The sequence below is a fragment of the Microbacterium sp. A20 genome, assembly GCF_004794515.1.
Taxonomy (GTDB): Bacteria; Actinomycetota; Actinomycetes; order Actinomycetales; family Microbacteriaceae; genus Microbacterium.
In genome coordinates this window covers 1-430 of record NZ_SSDF01000051.1, presented here as the reverse complement: position 1 = coordinate 430, position 430 = coordinate 1, and the positions used below count along the sequence as shown (strand labels likewise).

At 69.8% G+C, this 430-nt stretch carries 1 pseudogene; it reads left to right on the top strand.

Going from position 1 to position 430, the window contains the following annotated elements:
- Positions 1 to 102: 102 nt before the first annotated feature.
- Positions 103 to 309: pseudogene (locus tag DW298_RS19580) on the top strand (DUF222 domain-containing protein); the annotation flags it as partial.
- Between the last annotated feature and the right edge of the window lie 121 nt (positions 310 to 430).

Here is a 430-nt window from a genome sequence, read left to right as displayed (position 1 = left end):
GCATCCGCGTGAACTCCGTGAACCCCGGTGATGTGAACACCGGCATGCTCCGCGACGAGGGCTGCGATAGCCGGGATCACCAGCACAGCGCCGAGCCCCTCGATGATCGACCCGCGTTCCCGGTCGCAGAAGCAGCACGACACCCTCGCCGCGATCCTCGGCATCGCCGCCCGCCACGACGACACCCCACGCCTGGGCGGCGGCGCCCCCACCCTGGTCGTGTCCGTCACCGCCGACGACTACACCACCGGGCACGGGTGGGCGCACATCGACGGCATCGACACCCCCGTCTCCCCCCGTGTCGCCGCACACACCGCGTGCGCAGGCGGCGTGCAACGAGTGCTGTTCGACCCGAACGGGCGCATCATCGGCATCAAGATCTGGGTCGACAACCGCGTCGACTTCTCGCGCCCGGTCAACCAGTACACGG